Source organism: Lysobacter sp. DMC104, assembly GCF_056313665.1.
Window position 1 is genome coordinate 421,254 of the sequence record NZ_JBQUZW010000001.1, and the last position, 14,866, is coordinate 436,119.

The window sequence follows — 14,866 nt, forward strand, 5'->3', positions numbered from 1 at the left end:
CGTTTCGGTGTCGCATCAGGCTTCGGATCGAAGGATCAGAAGCTGTACTTCACGGTCAGCTGTGCCGCCCACTGCGATTCGCCCTTGGCCTGACGGGTCACGAAGTCCTCGACGCTGCCGTTCACGCCGTAGATGTAACGACCGGAAGCATCCAGACCCTGGTAGTTGACGAAGCTGCGCGCCAGGCCACCCTGCGACTGGAACGCGACCTCGTCGATGTGGCCCCACTTCTTGTTCAGCAGGTTGCCGACGTTGAGGATGTCGAGCGAGACCAGCAGCTTGTTGCCGTCGAAGAAGCCCGGGAATTCCTGGCTCATGCGCAGGTCGAACGAGTTGGTCCACGGCGCGAACGCGCTGTTGCGCGGCGCGACCTTGCCGGCATAACGGTTGAGGCCGTTCTGGTTGACGATGCGCCAGAAGGTCGCTTCTTCGTCGGCACCGCTGCCGCTGCCGTTCATGTCGCGGAACACCACCTGGCCCGAGCCCGCCATCGTCGGGATGTACATCAGGTCGTTGGTGATGCCGTCGCCGTTGAGGTCGTTGTTGTAGATCCAGCTGTACGGCTTGCCGCTGCGGCCTTCATAGAACAAGCCGACCGAGGTCTTGTTGTCGCCGAAGAACTTGTGTTCCCAGTTCAGCTGGCCGACGAAGCGGTCGCGGACGAGATAGGCCGAATTGGCGGCGACTTCCTCGTTCGGGTTGAACACCGACACCGAGTTCCAGTTCGAGTTCGACACCGACGAGGTCAGCGGGCTGACTTCCTTGGCGCGGGTGAACGAGTAGCCCAGGTTCCAGGACCAGTCGTGCATGAAACGGCCGCCCAGCGAGAAGGTCAGGTTGTCGCCCCAGCCCTTGCCGGTGCGCTCGGCGACGAGCACGTTGGCGAAGCTGGCGTTGCTGAGCGCGCGATTGCGGAAGCCGGTGCAGGTCGCGCCCGAGCTGTTGTTGGAGCCGCTGACGTTCCAGCAGGCCTGGTTGTAGCCCTGCGGGGTGTAGTAGAGATTGCGCCCGTCGGTACCCTGGCGGGTCGGCGCACCCAGGTTGAGGTGACGGTAGTAGATGCCGTCGTTCACCTGCGTGCGGATGTACTCGACGCTGGCGACCATGTTCCACCACGGCAGCTCGTGTTCGAACGCCAGGTTGGCCTTCCACACGGACGGCTGGTGCAGGTTGCTGGCCAAGAAGTCGACGTTGGCGGCGGGCACGGCACCACTGAAGCTGCTCGGCTGGGCGCCGGTGTCCGGCGTGAACAGGCCGTCGGTGCCCGGGCAGGCGGAGAAACCGCTGATGCCGCAACCGATGATGCGGGTCGCGATGCCGGTGTTCGAGTAAGGATTGGACAGCCACACGTTCGCGGCAGCACCCTCGAACAGACCGAAACCACCGCGCAGCTGCATCGCACGCTCGCTGTCGAAAGTGTAGTTGAAGCCGAAGCGCGGCTGGATCAGGCTGTCACCGTCGATGGTGACATCGTTGCGCAGGCCGAAACCACCGGTGGCGCGAACCACCGTGCCGTTCTGCGGGGTGGTCGAACCGTTCAGCGCGCCCGCCACCGGCGCGGCGGCGGCGGCGGCGTTGAACAGCGGCTTCTCGCCCATGGTCTTGCGGTCGACGCGGACGCCGGCGGTCAGGGTCAGGTGCTCGTTGACGGTCCAGGTGTCCTGCAGGAACAGGCCGAGGTTCTGGTAGTCCCAGTTGGCGACGCCATCGTTGATGTTGAAGCCCGGCGCGCCGACCTGCACCTGATAGCTGGTCGGACGACCGCGGCGGAAGTTCTCGAGCACGGCCGCTTCGTTCTGGGCGCGGGTCGCGGTGTTGCACGACAGCGCAGCGCCGCCGTTGAACTGGTAGGTGAAGGTGGCCGACGTGTTGATGCAGCCGAAGGTGTAGTTGCCCTTCGTGTCCTGCAGGAACGCGTTGTAGACGGTGTTGTCGTCGTAGTCGGCGCCGAACTTCAGGCTGTGGTTGCCCACGAACCAGTTGGCGGCGGCGTAGTAGTTCCAGGTCTCGGTCGAGAGGTCGTTGAAGTGACGGCTGCGCTCGGTGCCGAACATCAGGCCGGCGCTGGTCGACGACACCGCCGGCGAACCCGGCGGCAGCGCGCCGGCGAAGTTCAGGCGGATCTGCGGCAGGTCGGAATTGTTGACCGGGGTGCTCTTGTAGTCGCGATACGAAACCTTGAACTCGGTCGAGAAGTTGTCGGTCCAGTCGGAGAACACCTGGCCGACGTAGGTCTCGATCGTCTTCTCCTGGCTGTACCAGTGCGAGCTGAGCGAGATCAGGTTGTTGAAGAAGTTCGGGTATTGCGGGTCGGACTGCTCGGTCTTGCTCCAGCGCAGGCTGGCGCGGTGGCGGTCGCCGATGTTGGCGTCGAGCTTGAACAGCGCGTCCTTCACTTCCAGTTCGGCCGCCGAGGCATCGGTCTGGCCGATGTCGACACCGTAGGTGGTCTGCGCGATCGACTGCGCGCCGGCGATCGCGCTCGGGGTGATCGCGACGTTGGTGCGGACGCTGCCCAGCGGGCCGAATTCCGGCGAGGAACGGGTGCTCTTGAGTTCTTCGTAGGCGGCGAAGAAGAACAGGCGATCCTTGATCAGCGGGCCGCCGAGGGTGCCGCCCTTGGTGGTTTCCTCGAACGCCGGCGGGGCGAAGTAGGAATCCGAGGTGCGGTTGTAGCGGTCGCCGGCGAGGCTGTCGTCGCGGTAGACGTAGTAGATCGAGCCCTTGAACGCGTTCGTGCCCGACTTGGTCACGGCGTTGATGTTGGCGCCGGTGTAACCCTTCTGGCTGACGTCGTAGTTCGAGATGTTGACCTGCACCGAGTTGATCGCGTCGATCGAGATCGGCTGCTTGGCGGTCGGCAGGTTGTTGGCTTCGAGGCCGAAGGTGTCGTTGGTGGCGACGCCGTCGATGGTCACGCTGTTGTAGCGCGAGTTCTGGCCGCCGGCGGAGATTTCGCCGCGCTCCTTGTCGGTCTGCGACAGGCGGGGATCGAAGCGGGCGTAGTCCTGCAGGTTGCGCTGGACCGACGCGTACTTGTCGAGGTCGGCGCGGCTGATCGCGGTGCCGGCGCCCATCTTGTCGGAGCTGAACACGTTGGCGCCGGCGCTGCCGGTCACCTGGATGGCCTCGAGCTGCTGCGCACCGATCGAGATGTCGACCGAGGACGTCTGGTCGAGGGCGAGGTAGACGTCGTTCTCGCTCTGGGTGCCGGCGCCTTCCTTGTTCGCGGTGACGGTGTACGGACCGCCGACGCGCAGGCCACGGACGGTGTAGCGGCCGTTGGCGTCGGTGGTGACGCGGCTGACCGTGCCCGACTCGGTGTGGACGATCGTGACTTCGGCGCCGGCCAGCGGCTTGCCGTCCGAACCGAGCACCTGGCCGCCGACGGCCGCCGTGGTGTTCTGGGCGAACGCAGGTGCCGCGGCCAGCGCGACGATGAGTCCGATCGACAGTTTCGAAAGTCGGAGACGGTTGTTGTGGTTCATTGCTCTAGGCCTCGGTGGAGAAACGATGCGTTGACGTGCGAGAGGATCGCGAACGTGCCAGCGTCGCGATCCACCAGATTCGAGATTGTCCGGCCCCTTGCCCCTGCCCCGCAGGCGTGCCGCGTGGACAGGTCCGGGTTAACCATAGGTTAACACGATAGAACGCGGAGATGACAGTGCCGTGACCGTGTCGCCGACCTGTAAGTCATTGAAAGAATTGAATGAATATTCTTCAGAAAGCACTTGAAGGTGGGCGCGCAAACGGCTAGCCGCGCATGGCTGTCACACGGGCCGGTCAGGGCACCGGCACCACCGGCTGCACCTTCAGGTAGGTGGCGATGCCGTCCATCAGCATCTGCACCGAGATCGCGACCAGCAGCATGCCCATGAGGCGCTCGACGGCGGTCAGGACCCGCTGGCCGAGCCAACGGTAGAGGTAGGTGGCGGAGAACAGGATCGTCGCCGTGCCGGCCCAGGCGATCAGCAGCGCGAGGCTCCAGTCGGCCAGGCGCGCCGGCTCGTTGCTGCCCATCAGGATCACCGCCGCCATGCCCGAGGGGCCGGCCACCAGCGGGATGGCCATCGGCACGATGAAGGGCTCGCCGTCCGGGATCTCGCCCATCAGCCCTTCCGGCGGCGGGAAGATCATGCGGATGCCGATCAGGAACAGCACGATGCCGCCGGCGATCGACACCGACTCCTGGCGCAGGTGCATCAGATCCAGCGCGTACTTGCCGCACCACAGGAACAGCATCAGCACGCCGAGCGCAATCAGCAGTTCGCGCCCAAGCACCACCCGCTGCCGCGGCGCCGGCAGGCGGCGCAGCAGACCGAGGAACACCGGGATGTTCCCGAGCGGGTCGAGGATCAGGAACAGCAGCAGCGCGGCGGAGGCGATGCTCACGCCGTCGGCGACCACGTCCGGCCGCGCTGGTCGGCGCCGGCGGCGGACAGCAGGTGGACGCAGGCCGGGGCGATGGCGGCGGGATCGCGTGCCAGCACGTCCTCTTCCTCGACGTAGGCTTTCGCACGCAGCGGCGTACGCATCGGCCCGGGCGCGAGGCCGGAGACGCGCACCGTCGTGTTGCGCAGTTCCTCGTGGAGCGTCGACACCAGCGTCGCCAGCGCCGACTGGGTGAGGCCGTAGGCGCCCCAGTACGGACCGCCCTGAGCGGCATCGGCGTCGATGGCGAACACCACGGCCGCATCAGGCGCGGCGCGCAGCAGCGGCAGGCAGGCCTGGGTCAGCCACCAGCGCGCGGTGAGATTCACGTGCACCGTGCGCGCGAACGCGGCGGGATCGACATGCTCCAGCGGCGTCAGGCCGCGGAAGTCGGCGGCGCAATGCAGCAGCCCGTCGAGCCGTCCGGGGCCGTCGGCGATGCGCTGCGCGAGTTCGGCGTAGTCGTCGGGCGTCGCGCCTTCCAGATCGAGCGGATACAGCAGCGCCTCGCCGCCGTCGCGCACGATGGCGTCGTACACGCGGTTGAGCTTGGGCACCTTGCGGCCGAGCAGCACCACGGTCGCGCCCTCGCGCGCCGCCGCCAGCGCGGCCGCATGGCCGAGCGCGCCGTGCGCACCCGCGACCAGCACCACGCGATCCCGCAGCGCCCCCGCCGCGACGGGCTCCGTCGCGGTCATCAGGCCTTCTGCGCCTCGGCGATCATGCGCGCCAGTTCGCCGGATTCGTACAGTTCCAGCGTGATGTCGCAGCCGCCGATCAGCTCGCCGTTGATGAACAGCTGCGGGAAGGTCGGCCAGTTGGAATAGCGCGGCAGGTTGGCGCGGACTTCGGGGTCTTCCAGCACGTTGATGCTGTGGAAGCCGTTGGCACCGGCGGCCTTCAGCGCCTGCGACGCGCGGCTGGAGAAACCGCACATCGGGAACTGCGGCGTGCCCTTCATGAAGAGGACGATCGGATGGGATTCGATCTCGGACTGGATGCGTTCCAACACCGGCATGGGAGACTCCTGCTGGAGGATTGCGGCATCGTGCAAAAAACCGATGCGGCGGAGGTGGGGGTAGAATCCGGCATTGTAATCGCTCGCGCGGCCCCGGGCTTGCTTCGCCCGGATGCCGACCCCACTCCCCGGGGGCTGTCCCGTTGCCGCCATCCGCTGGCGCCGCTCCGGATCCGGCCCCTTCCCGCACCCAAGGATTTTCCATGGCCATCGAACTGCCCGCCCTGCCCTACGACCGCACCGCGCTGGAACCGCACATCTCGGCCGAGACCATCGATTTCCACTACGGCAAGCATCACCAGACCTACGTCACCAACCTCAACAACATGATCGCGGGCACCGAGTTCGCCGACCTGTCGCTGGAGGAGATCGTCCGCAAGTCGCAGGGCGGCATGTTCAACAACGCCGCGCAGGTGTGGAACCACACGTTCTACTGGAACTGCCTGAAGCCGAACGGCGGCGGCGAACCGACCGGCAAGGTCGGCGAAGCGATCGCCAAGGCCTTCGGCGACTTCGCGAAGTTCAAGGAAGAGTTCACCAAGACCGCGATCGGCACCTTCGGCTCGGGCTGGGCCTGGCTGGTGCAGCGTCCGGACGGCTCGCTGGCGCTGGTCAGCACCTCCAACGCCGCGACCCCGCTCACCGGCGACGACACCCCGCTGCTGACCTGCGACGTGTGGGAACACGCGTACTACGTCGACTACCGCAATGCGCGTCCGAAGTACGTCGAAGCGTTCTGGAACCTCGTGAACTGGGACTTCGTCGCGTCGCAGATGAAGTAAGCGCCACAACCGTCGCGCATGCGAAACGGCCGGGGAAACCCGGCCGTTTCCATTGGGGGCGTCCTTGTCTGCGCATCCGCGTTGACACACTGCGGGCACGCGCTTCATCGACACGACAGCTATCCCGACGCGCCGTGAACGCGGCAAGCCGGCGGGTCAACGAAAGCACTCCCGCAGGCATTCACCGGTGGCCATCCGCAACGGAGTCCACCCATGTCCCGCTTCGCTTCGACCGTCTCCACCGCCCTGCTCGCCCTCGCCGTCACGCTGTCCGGCGGCCTGCTCACCGGCGCGGCGTCCGCACACGATCGCCCGCATGATCGCGACAACAACCCGCCCGGCCCCGCCGGCGGCCCCGGCACCAACTGGGAGAATCCGCCCGGCTGGCACGGCGGCCCGGGCGCCTCGCCGGACACGCGCTACTACCGCCACCACGGCGTGCGCTACACGTTCGCGATCCGCGACGGCGGCTACTACTTCAATCCCCGGTTCGGTTACTGGCATCCGCGCTACGGCTTCTGGAACCAGGCGAAGCGCTGCTGGTTCGACAACGACCGCAACCCGCCTGGCCCGGTCGGCGGCCCCGGCACCAACTGGGAAAACCCGCCGGGCCGGCGCGGTGGCCCGGGGGCCTCGCCGGACCGCTACGGCCGCTGCCGCTGAGCACGCATCTGCTTCGTCCGTCATGCGCCGGCGCATCACCGGCGCATGACAATGCTCACTGGGCACCGGCGACGACGCACGCGACACTGCGGGCTCGTCCCGTCCTCCGTACATCGCCATGGCCGTCCCCGCGCCCGCCGCACCGCTCTCGATCGCGCCCTACGTCTTCCCGCTGCTGATCGCGTTCGCGATGTATCGCCGCATCCGGCGCAATTTCGGCGTACAGCCATGGCGACCGACGCGCGCCTGGATCCGGCTGGTGTTCCTGTCGCTGGCGGTGCTGATGCTGGCGATCGCCGGCTTCGCGATCCCGCAGACGCTGCCGGCGATCGGCATCGGCCTCGCCTGCGGCGCGGTGCTCGGCTACTTCGGCCTGAAGCACACGCACGTCGCGCTCGTCGGCAGGCAGCGCACCTACACGCCGAACCCGTGGATCGGCGGCGCGCTCAGTGCGCTGCTGGTGGGGCGGCTGGCGTGGCGCTGGACGCACGGCGGCATCGCCGCGGAGCAGGCCGCGCCCAGCGGCGTGACCTTCGGCATCGCGATGGCGCTGATCACCTACTCGCTGATCCACATCGCCGGGCTGATGGTGCAGATGAAGCACCTGCAGGCGCCCGCAACGGCCACGTCGCCGCAGCCGCCGATGCCCTGACCGACGCCGCGCCGATCACGCGCCGGCGACGTCCTCGGGCATCAGCGTCGGCTCGCGCTCGAACCGGCGCACCAGCGCCTCGAATTCGGCGACATGGCGCCGCAGACGCACGTCATCCGCCTGCGACGACAGGAACGGCTTACGCTTGCCCGACACCAGCACGTCGAGCTGCCGGCCCTTGCGCGACAGTGGCTGCCGCAGTCGCAAGAACGGCTGCAACACATCCGACGCGACGCTCGGCGGCAGATGCGCCCGAAGCCACGCCAATTGTGCGGTCTCGAACTGCCCGGACGGGAAATCCAGCGATGCCAGCCCGGTCAGTGCCGCCAGCGGCTGGATGCGGCCGTCGCCGATTGCCTTGGCGTTGAACGCCAGCGCGCGCAGCCGCGACAGACCGGACAGCGGCGCCAGCGTGTCGATCTCGAACTTGCTCCAGATCGCGTTGCCGAAGGCGAGCTCTTCCAGCGCTTCGCCGCCGGCGAGATCCGACAGGTCGCGCAGCTTGGTGAAGTCGTCGAAATGCAGACCGCGCAGCGCCGGCGTGCGCGCAAGGTTCCACAGCCGCGTCGTCTTCTGGTTCCAGTAGAACGCGACGTGCGTGAGCTGCGGCATCGCTTCCAGCGGCGTCAAGTCGACGATGCGCGGGCACTTCCAGAAATGGACTGCGGTGAGTCGCGCACCCAGCCCGCTGCACAGCAGCTCCAGCGTCTTCTGCTCGACGCCGCTGACGGTCAGCGCGGTGATCTCCGGCGCATCGGCCAGACGCAACAGCACGTCGGGCGGCAGCTTGCCGCCGTTGAGTTCGGGCTGCAGCCGCATCGCGTGCCACGGCGGCGCTTCGCCGGGGCGATGCAGACGGCGCAGTTGCGCCAGCGAGGTGATGCGATCGGCGTTCACGCCCTCTCCTTCCGTTGGAATCCGCTCCGTGCGCGCATCGTCGATGGCGCGTCAGCCGGCATCGGCCCGCAGCGCCGCGACCACCGGCGCCACCTGCGCCTCGCGGCCGAGCGCGGCGCCTACGCGCGCGAGCGCGTCCGCGAGTTCGACCGGCGCATCCGCGCGCAGTGTCGCGTGGCCGACCTTGCGGCCGTCGCGCGGTTCCTTGCCGTAGTCGTGCCAGTGGCCGCCGGCTTCGCGCAGCACGGCGGAGGCGTCGGGCATCGCACCGATCCAGTTGAGCATGCAGGCGTGGCCGACCATGCGCGTGTCGCCCAGCGGCAGGCCCAGCACCGCGCGCAGATGGTTCTGGAACTGCGAGGTCTCGCTGCCTTCGATCGTCCAGTGCCCGGAGTTGTGCACGCGCGGCGCGAGTTCGTTCGCCAGCAGCACGCCGTCGCGACAGAACAGTTCCAGCGCGAACACGCCGACGTAGTCCAGCGCTTCGGCCAGCGCCTGCGCATGCGCGACCGCACGCGCCTGCAGCGCCACGTCCACGCGCGCGGGCGCGAGGCTGGCGGACAGCACGCCGTCGACGTGCCAGTTTTCGGTCAGCGGCCAGGTGCGGAAGCTGCCGTCGCGACCGCGCACGGCGACCACGCTCAGTTCGCGCTCGAACGTCACGAAGCCTTCGAGGATCAGGCCGACGGTCGCGGCCTGCGCGCCCAGCGCGTCCCAGGCGGCGTCGACGTCGCCCGGCGCCTTGATCCGGAACTGGCCCTTGCCGTCATAGCCGAGACGGCGGGTCTTGAGGATGCACGGCGTGCCGATCGCGGCGACCGCGGCATCGAGCGCGGCGCGATCCGCCACGTCGGCGAACGGCGGCACCGGGATGCCCAGTTCGCGGAACAGCGTCTTCTCGGCGAGGCGGTCCTGCGCGACGGCCAGTGCGCGCGGGTTCGGGAACACCGGCACGCGCTCGTTCAACCATTGCGCGGATTCGGCGGGGACGTTCTCGAAATCGAAGGTCGCGACATCGACCTGCGACGCGAACGCGGCCAGCGCGGTCTCGTCGCGGTAATCGCCGACGATCAGCGGCGCGAACTGCCCGGCGCAGGCGTCGGCGACGGTATCGAGAACGCGGAAGCGCAGGCCGAGCGGAGCGCCCGAGAGCGCGAGCATGCGGGCCAATTGCCCGCCACCGAGGATGCCGACGGTGGTCATGCGTACCTCACGAGCGGGGGTCGTCGTGATCCATCACGTCCTGTGTCTGCTGCGCGCGGAAGGCGTCCAGCGCCGCGCTCACCCCGGGCAGTTCGGCGGCCAGCAGCGCCGCGGCGAACAGCCCGGCGTTGGCGGCGCCGGCGTTGCCGATCGCGAAGGTGGCGACCGGGATGCCCGCGGGCATCTGCACGATCGACAACAGCGAGTCCATGCCGTTCAGCGCCTTGCTCTGCACCGGCACGCCCAGCACCGGCACCGGCGTCTTCGACGCGAGCATGCCCGGCAGGTGCGCGGCGCCGCCGGCACCGGCGATGATCGCGCGCAGGCCGCGGGCCCGGGCGGTGGCGGCGTAGTCGAAGAGGACATCGGGGGTGCGGTGCGCGGAAACCACGCGCACCTCGTGCGGCACGCCGAGGGCCTCGAGCTTCGCCACCGCGTGCTGCATCGTCTCCCAGTCGGAGCGCGATCCCATCACGACACCGACCAGCGGTCGGCCGGTCGCGTCGGCGTTGCTGTCTGCCATGGCCCTTCCCCGCGGCATCGCGCCTGCTGCAAAGCGGTATTCTAGCGGCATCCCACCCCGGCTTCACCGAAATGGACCGCAAGCTCGTCGATCTGCTCGTCTGCCCCGCCACCCGCCAGCCGCTGGCCCTGCTCGACAAACCCGGCCTGGACGCGCTGAACGCGGCCATCGCCGCCGGCGGCGTGCAGCGCGTCGACGGCGCGCCGCAGACCGAGCCGCTGCGCGAGGCGCTGATCACCCACGATCGCAAGACCGTGTACCGCGTCGACGACGGCATCCCAGTGCTGCTGATCGAGGAAGGCATCGCGGCGACCGCGGCGTGAGCACCATTCCCGCGCCACCGGCTACCGTCGTCGATGCCGACGTCGCCGCGGCGCTGGCCGAGGATCTCGGCACCGGCGACGTCACCGCCGCGCTGTTGCCGGACGGGCCGGACATCGCCTATCTGCTGTGCAAGGAAGACGCCGTGGTCTGCGGCCGGCCGTGGTTCGACGCCTGCCATCGCGCGCTCGATCCCGACGTGCGCATCGACTGGCGCGTGGCCGAGGGCGACCGCGTCGCGAAAGGCACGGTGCTGGCGACGCTGTCCGGCCGCAGCCGTTCGCTGGTCAGCGCCGAACGCGCCTCGCTGAATTTCCTGCAGACGCTGAGCGGCACCGCGACGGTCACCGCGCAGTACGTCGACGCCGTGCGCGGCACCGGCGCGGTCATCCTCGACACCCGCAAGACCATCCCCGGCCTGCGGATCGCGCAGAAATACGCGGTCCGCGTGGGCGGCGGCCGCAACCACCGCATCGGCCTGTACGACGCGGTGATGCTCAAGGAAAACCACATCCGCGCCTACGGCTCGCTCGCGGGCGCGGTCGCCGCGGCGCGTGCGCAGTCGCCCGCGCTGCCGCTGATCGTCGAAGTGGAAACGCTGGCGCAACTGCGCGAGGCGCTGGACGCCGGCTGCACGCGCATCCTGATCGACGACTTCGACGCGGACATGCGCCGCGAGGCGGTGCGGATCGCGCGTTCGGCGCCGTACGACGGGCGCATTCCGCTGGAAGTCTCCGGCGGCGTGGACATGACCACGCTGCGCGGCATCGCCGAGGACGGCGTCGACTGCATCTCGATCGGCGCGCTGACCAAGCACGTGCGCGCGATCGACCTGTCGCTGAAGCTGGGACCGCCGCCGGGCGAATGAGCCGGGCGGCGCGTGTATCCACGCGCGATCAGCCGAACCAGTACTGGTGCATCGCCGCGAGGAATTCCGGCGTGATCGGATAGCCCGACTGCGAGCCGAGCACCGAATCGGTGCCGCAGTGCGGGCACAGCGCGGTCTGGCCGGCTTCCGCCGGCTGGCCGGTCGCCGGATCGGGCGATCGATCGACCCATTCGGCGATCTCCGACGGCTCGAAGATCGTGCGGCAGTAAAAGCAGCCGCAGACGAGGCTGGCCTCGATGTCGGCGCGGTGGTTCGACGACTTCGAATGCGCCGCGTGGAGTTGCGGGTCGGGATGGTGGGTCACGGTCAGCGCAACACGACGATGGCGACGACGACCAGCGCGGCCGCGACGGCCACCCAGACCCAGCGCGGAATGCCGCCACCCGACGCCGGCGCCGGTGTCGCGGCGCCTTCCTTGCCCAGTTCGAACAGGGTGAAGCGCACGGTGTCGAAGCCGATCTCGTCTCCCGGCTGCGCGACCGCGTGCTGGGTGCGCTTGCCGTTGTGGAAGCTGCCGTTGGTCGAACCCAGGTCTTCCAGCACCACGCCTTCGTTGGTCGGGATCAGCTTGGCGTGCTTGCGCGAGAGGCTGGTGTCGTCGAGGCGCAACTGGCAGTCCGGGGCGCGACCGACGACGGTGGCGCCAGTCAGCGGATAGACGCGGCCGAGGTTACGGCCGGTCTGCGCGCGCAGCGCGTATTTCGGCAGCGCGGCGCGGACGGTGGTGGTGCCGACATCGTCGGCACCCGCCAGTGCGGTCGGACCCGGCGCGGTCCGCGGAGTGTCCAGCGCCACCAGCGAGGCCTGCACGGAACCGAAGACGATGCGATCGCCGGCGCGCAGCGCGATCGGGCCGTCGACCGGGCGACCGTTGACCGTGACCGCGGCGCCTCGGGCGATCTTCAGCATCACGCCTTGCGGGCCGACCTGCAGCTCGCAGTGTTGCGGGAGGATGTCGGGACCGCGCAGCCCGATGTCGGCATCGCTCGCCGAACCGATGCGCTTGACGCCCTGCTGGAGCAGGGTGGGCGGAAATTCGCCGGCGGCGAACACGAGCTTCATGGGCGATCTGACTCCGGGGTCGGGATTGCATCCGCGGCCGGGTGGCCGCAAATTAACGAAATGCCAACTTTACTGATCCTGATGATCGTGGGTGCGATGGCGTTCGCATTCTGGACGGCCTCGCGGGCCGCAGCCGAACGCGCGCTGCGCATCGGCGGCGACGCCTGCCAGGCCGCCGGCGTGCAGCTGATCGACCACACCGTGCATGCCACCGGCTTCCGCCTGCGTCGCGGCGAGAACGGCTGGCTGGGGCTGGAACGCAGCTTCCGTTTCGAATATTCGCAGGACGGCACCGACCGCCACATCGCGCGGCTGGTGCTACACGGCGATCGGCTGGTGGCGTTCGCCGGGCCGGTCGCGGCGCAGCCGGCGACGATCGGCGGATAGCACGACCCCGACGTTGCAAGCGCGTCTCTGGTGTTTCCCCGCATCGCTCCCCCTGCGATCCCGAGCCTGAATCCGCGTCGCGACTACTTCACGATGCGCAGGTGACTGCCGCGTTTCGGCGGCGGCGCGCCGTCGCCCCCGTCGGGACCGGCGTCGCCCTCGTCGCCGCCGGTGTCCGGCGCATGCGGTTCCTCCGCGAGACCCATGCCCTGTCCGGTTTCGCGGGCGTAGATCATCAGCACCGCATCCACCGGGACGCGTACCGACTGGCTGACGCCCTGGAAGCGCGCGGTGAACGTGATCAGCGCGTTGCCCATGTCAAGCCCGGTGACGGCGCGACCGGCGATGTTGAGCACGACCTTGCCGCCCTGGATCGCCCCCGGCGGGACGCCGACGCCCGGACGGGTGGCATCGACCACCAGGTACGGCGTCATGTCGTTGTCCACGATCCAGGCATAGATCGCCCGCAGCAGATACGGACGCTGGCTGGTCATGCGGGTGGGCGTACCGTCGCTCATGGCAAGGGCCTGCTGCGCGGCAACTTGCCGACCGGGAATGGATGGATCGCGAACACGCGGCGCGCCGGCGTCAGGACGGCAGGTCGCGCAGGGATTTTTCCTGCGGCGTGAGGCTGCGGACGAAACCCGGATTGCGGAAGATGCGGTTGCCGTAGTCCTCGATGACCCGGCCATCGCCGGGCAGCGGCACGTCCAGCGCCTGCAGGCGCCAGACGATCGGCGCCATGGCGCAGTCGGCCAGGCTCATCTCGTTGTTGAGGAAGAACTTGCTCGCCTTGAACAGCGGCACCGCGGCGGTGAGCAGCTCCTTCAGGCGCTTGCGGCCGGCCTCGGCCTGCTGGCGGTTGCCGAACTGCACGGCCTGCACCTGCGGCACCCAGTCGTGCTCGATCCGCAGCATCGCCAGGCGCAGGCGCGCGCGCGACAGCGGATCGATCGGCATCAGCGGCGGATGCGGATAACGCTCGTCGAGATATTCGCTGACCACCGAGGCGGCGTAGAGCACCAGGTCGCGTTCGACCAGAGTCGGCACCGAGTGGTACGGATTGAGGTCGATGAGGTCTTCGGGCGGATTCTGCGGATCGACCGGGACCAGATCGTAGGTGACGCCCTTCGCGGCCAGCACCAGGCGCACGCGGTGGCACAGGACGTCGTCGACGGAGGAAAACAGGGTCAGGGCATTACGCATACGCAGACTCGCCATCCTTCAATAAGACGCGGGGCAGCCGGACCAGCCGGCCGCCCCGCGCGTGAACGTCGTCGAGCAGAGGGGACACCCGGGCATCAATGGACGTCGCGCCAGTATTCCTTCTTCAGCAGCCATGCCATGAGGGTGAAGAACGCGAGGTACAGCATCACCCAGACGCCGGTCTGCTGGCGCTGGAGCGCGCCCGGCTCGCCCGCGTACTCGAGGAAGGTCGTGATGTCACGGATGCTGCCGTCGAATTCCTCGGCGGTCTGCTCGCCCGGCTGGGACACCACCAGTTCGCGGATGCAGGCGTCGTCGGCCTCGGTGGTGCCGGGCGGGCACGCGAGGATCGGCTTGCCCTTCTCGTCGGTCTCGCCGGACGGCACCTTCGCGGCGAACACCGGGCGCTGGCTGCCCTGCATGTGCCACAGCGGGTTCGGCATCGCCGCGTTGGGGAACAGCTTGTTGTTCCAGCCCAGCGGACGCGCCTCGTCGACGTAGAACGACTTGAGGTAGGTGTAGATCCAGTCGGTGCCGCGGACGCGCGCGGTCAGGCTGAGATCCGGCGGGGCCTTGCCGAACCACTTCACGGCCTTGTCTTCCGGCATCGGCGAGATCATGTGGTCGCCGATCTTCGCGCCGGTGAAGTTCAGGTTGTTCATCACCTGGTCTTCGGTCAGGCCGAGGTCCTCGGCCATGCGCGAGTAACGCAGGTACTTCAGCGAGTGGCAGCCGGCGCAGTTGTTCATGAACAGCTGCGCGCCGCGCTGCAGCGAGCCCTTGTCCTCGAGGTCGGTGCCGGCGTGGTCGAGGCCCGCCTCTTCCGAAGCGA

18 protein-coding genes are annotated in these 14,866 nt (G+C 68.6%); 6 read left to right on the forward strand and 12 right to left on the reverse strand.

Going from position 1 to position 14,866, the window contains the following annotated elements; all coding sequences use genetic code 11:
- Nucleotides 1–35 precede the first annotated feature (35 nt).
- From ACT53R_RS01960 to grxD, 4 genes are all read right to left on the reverse strand, one after another.
- Nucleotides 36–3,488: a TonB-dependent receptor gene (locus tag ACT53R_RS01960; protein WP_476170145.1), complete on the reverse strand. Its 3,453-nt coding sequence runs from the start codon at nucleotides 3,486–3,488 to the stop codon at nucleotides 36–38.
- Nucleotides 3,489–3,783: 295 nt separating this feature from the next.
- Nucleotides 3,784–4,392, reverse strand: a complete 609-nt coding sequence (locus tag ACT53R_RS01965) for a MarC family protein (RefSeq protein WP_476170146.1) — start codon at nucleotides 4,390–4,392, stop codon at nucleotides 3,784–3,786.
- Entirely contained in the window at nucleotides 4,389–5,129 is a 741-nt protein-coding gene (locus tag ACT53R_RS01970) for an SDR family NAD(P)-dependent oxidoreductase (protein ID WP_476170147.1), read from the reverse strand. The genes ACT53R_RS01965 and ACT53R_RS01970 overlap by 4 nt, the downstream gene beginning before the upstream one ends.
- Nucleotides 5,129–5,449: a Grx4 family monothiol glutaredoxin gene (gene grxD, locus ACT53R_RS01975; protein WP_476170148.1), complete on the reverse strand. Its 321-nt coding sequence runs from the start codon at nucleotides 5,447–5,449 to the stop codon at nucleotides 5,129–5,131. Before grxD ends, ACT53R_RS01970 begins: the two co-directional genes overlap by 1 nt.
- 203 nt (nucleotides 5,450–5,652) lie before the next feature.
- Here grxD and sodB point away from each other — a divergent pair, with 203 nt between their 5' ends.
- The 3 genes from sodB to ACT53R_RS01990 all read left to right on the forward strand — a co-directional run bounded on the left by sodB (nucleotide 5,653) and on the right by ACT53R_RS01990 (nucleotide 7,546).
- The gene (gene sodB / locus ACT53R_RS01980; protein ID WP_476170149.1) at nucleotides 5,653–6,231 is read left to right on the forward strand and encodes a superoxide dismutase [Fe]; all 579 of its coding nucleotides are present in this window, start codon (nucleotides 5,653–5,655) and stop codon (nucleotides 6,229–6,231) included.
- A 213-nt stretch (nucleotides 6,232–6,444) separates the two neighbouring features.
- Nucleotides 6,445–6,894, forward strand: coding sequence for a hypothetical protein (locus tag ACT53R_RS01985; protein WP_476170150.1), 450 nt, complete (start codon nucleotides 6,445–6,447; stop codon nucleotides 6,892–6,894).
- 118 nt (nucleotides 6,895–7,012) lie between these two features.
- Nucleotides 7,013–7,546 (forward strand): CcdC protein domain-containing protein, encoded by a 534-nt coding sequence (locus ACT53R_RS01990; protein ID WP_476170151.1) that lies wholly within the window; start codon nucleotides 7,013–7,015, stop codon nucleotides 7,544–7,546.
- 15 nt (nucleotides 7,547–7,561) lie between these two features.
- Here the strand turns inward: ACT53R_RS01990 and ACT53R_RS01995 are convergent, their stop codons facing one another.
- The 3 genes from ACT53R_RS01995 to purE are packed head-to-tail and all read right to left on the reverse strand — an operon-like array spanning nucleotide 7,562 to nucleotide 10,169.
- A complete protein-coding gene (locus tag ACT53R_RS01995) occupies nucleotides 7,562–8,443 on the reverse strand; it encodes a hypothetical protein (RefSeq protein WP_476170152.1) in 882 nt (293 codons plus the stop codon).
- 51 nt (nucleotides 8,444–8,494) lie between these two features.
- Complete coding sequence (locus tag ACT53R_RS02000; protein ID WP_476170153.1) at nucleotides 8,495–9,646, reverse strand: 5-(carboxyamino)imidazole ribonucleotide synthase; 1,152 nt, start codon at nucleotides 9,644–9,646, stop codon at nucleotides 8,495–8,497.
- Between the two features lie 7 nt (nucleotides 9,647–9,653).
- Nucleotides 9,654–10,169: a 5-(carboxyamino)imidazole ribonucleotide mutase gene (gene purE / locus ACT53R_RS02005; RefSeq protein WP_476170154.1), complete on the reverse strand. Its 516-nt coding sequence runs from the start codon at nucleotides 10,167–10,169 to the stop codon at nucleotides 9,654–9,656.
- 71 nt (nucleotides 10,170–10,240) lie between these two features.
- Here purE and ACT53R_RS02010 point away from each other — a divergent pair, with 71 nt between their 5' ends.
- Complete coding sequence (locus tag ACT53R_RS02010) at nucleotides 10,241–10,492, forward strand: Trm112 family protein (RefSeq protein WP_476170155.1); 252 nt, start codon at nucleotides 10,241–10,243, stop codon at nucleotides 10,490–10,492.
- Nucleotides 10,489–11,358 (forward strand): carboxylating nicotinate-nucleotide diphosphorylase, encoded by an 870-nt coding sequence (nadC, locus tag ACT53R_RS02015; protein ID WP_476170156.1) that lies wholly within the window; start codon nucleotides 10,489–10,491, stop codon nucleotides 11,356–11,358. Before ACT53R_RS02010 ends, nadC begins: the two co-directional genes overlap by 4 nt.
- A 28-nt stretch (nucleotides 11,359–11,386) precedes the next feature.
- Here nadC and ACT53R_RS02020 read toward each other — a convergent pair whose 3' ends face one another.
- Both ACT53R_RS02020 and ACT53R_RS02025 read right to left on the reverse strand, forming a co-directional pair.
- The gene (locus tag ACT53R_RS02020) at nucleotides 11,387–11,683 is read right to left on the reverse strand and encodes a hypothetical protein (RefSeq protein ID WP_476170157.1); all 297 of its coding nucleotides are present in this window, start codon (nucleotides 11,681–11,683) and stop codon (nucleotides 11,387–11,389) included.
- A 2-nt stretch (nucleotides 11,684–11,685) separates the two neighbouring features.
- A complete protein-coding gene (locus ACT53R_RS02025; RefSeq protein WP_476170158.1) occupies nucleotides 11,686–12,441 on the reverse strand; it encodes an FHA domain-containing protein in 756 nt (251 codons plus the stop codon).
- 60 nt (nucleotides 12,442–12,501) lie between these two features.
- Between ACT53R_RS02025 and ACT53R_RS02030 the strand changes: the two genes are divergently transcribed.
- Nucleotides 12,502–12,828 (forward strand): DUF3301 domain-containing protein, encoded by a 327-nt coding sequence (locus tag ACT53R_RS02030; protein ID WP_476170159.1) that lies wholly within the window; start codon nucleotides 12,502–12,504, stop codon nucleotides 12,826–12,828.
- A gap of 83 nt (nucleotides 12,829–12,911) precedes the next feature.
- On the opposite strand, the gene ACT53R_RS02035 is transcribed toward ACT53R_RS02030, so the two are convergent.
- The 3 genes from ACT53R_RS02035 to ACT53R_RS02045 form a co-directional block, all read right to left on the reverse strand.
- On the reverse strand, nucleotides 12,912–13,346 hold the full coding sequence (locus ACT53R_RS02035) for a ClpXP protease specificity-enhancing factor (RefSeq protein WP_476170160.1): 435 nt from the start codon (nucleotides 13,344–13,346) through the stop codon (nucleotides 12,912–12,914).
- Between the two features lie 70 nt (nucleotides 13,347–13,416).
- Nucleotides 13,417–14,049 carry a glutathione S-transferase N-terminal domain-containing protein gene (locus ACT53R_RS02040; protein WP_476170161.1) on the reverse strand — a complete coding sequence of 211 codons (633 nt, stop codon included), beginning with the start codon at nucleotides 14,047–14,049 and terminating at the stop codon, nucleotides 13,417–13,419.
- Nucleotides 14,050–14,129: 80 nt separating this feature from the next.
- Complete coding sequence (locus ACT53R_RS02045) at nucleotides 14,130–14,783, reverse strand: cytochrome c1 (protein WP_476170315.1); 654 nt, start codon at nucleotides 14,781–14,783, stop codon at nucleotides 14,130–14,132.
- Between the last annotated feature and the right edge of the window lie 83 nt (nucleotides 14,784–14,866).